Genomic DNA, 254 nt, shown 5'->3' on the forward strand with positions numbered 1-254 from the left:
AGCAACTCAGGCGAGCGTGATACGGCCTTGCGCGAGCTGCAGCATGCGCTCGCGCAAGGTCTGGCCGGGATGGCGCCGAGGGTGCACGTACGCCCCGTCGATGCAGTGCCTGATCATGAGGCGCCCGCGTCTTCTGATGGCACATCTGTCGATGCCCCTCGGGCCACGGCAGAGCAAGCGACGGATTTCATGCATACGCAGGGTGAGAGGCTGGGGCAGCGCATCCAGCAGCGGGCCAACTCGCTGGGTCTGAG

General features: G+C 66.1%; 1 protein-coding gene. It reads right to left on the reverse strand.

Going from position 1 to position 254, the window contains the following annotated elements; all coding sequences use genetic code 11:
- Positions 1-6 precede the first annotated feature (6 nt).
- Positions 7-254 (reverse strand): hypothetical protein (locus SB786_RS36980; protein ID WP_410731680.1); only part of this gene is annotated, 248 nt, incomplete at its 5' end.

The organism is Burkholderia sp. SIMBA_062 (genome assembly GCF_046534765.1).
In the GTDB taxonomy this organism is placed as follows: Bacteria; Pseudomonadota; Gammaproteobacteria; order Burkholderiales; family Burkholderiaceae; genus Burkholderia; species Burkholderia ambifaria.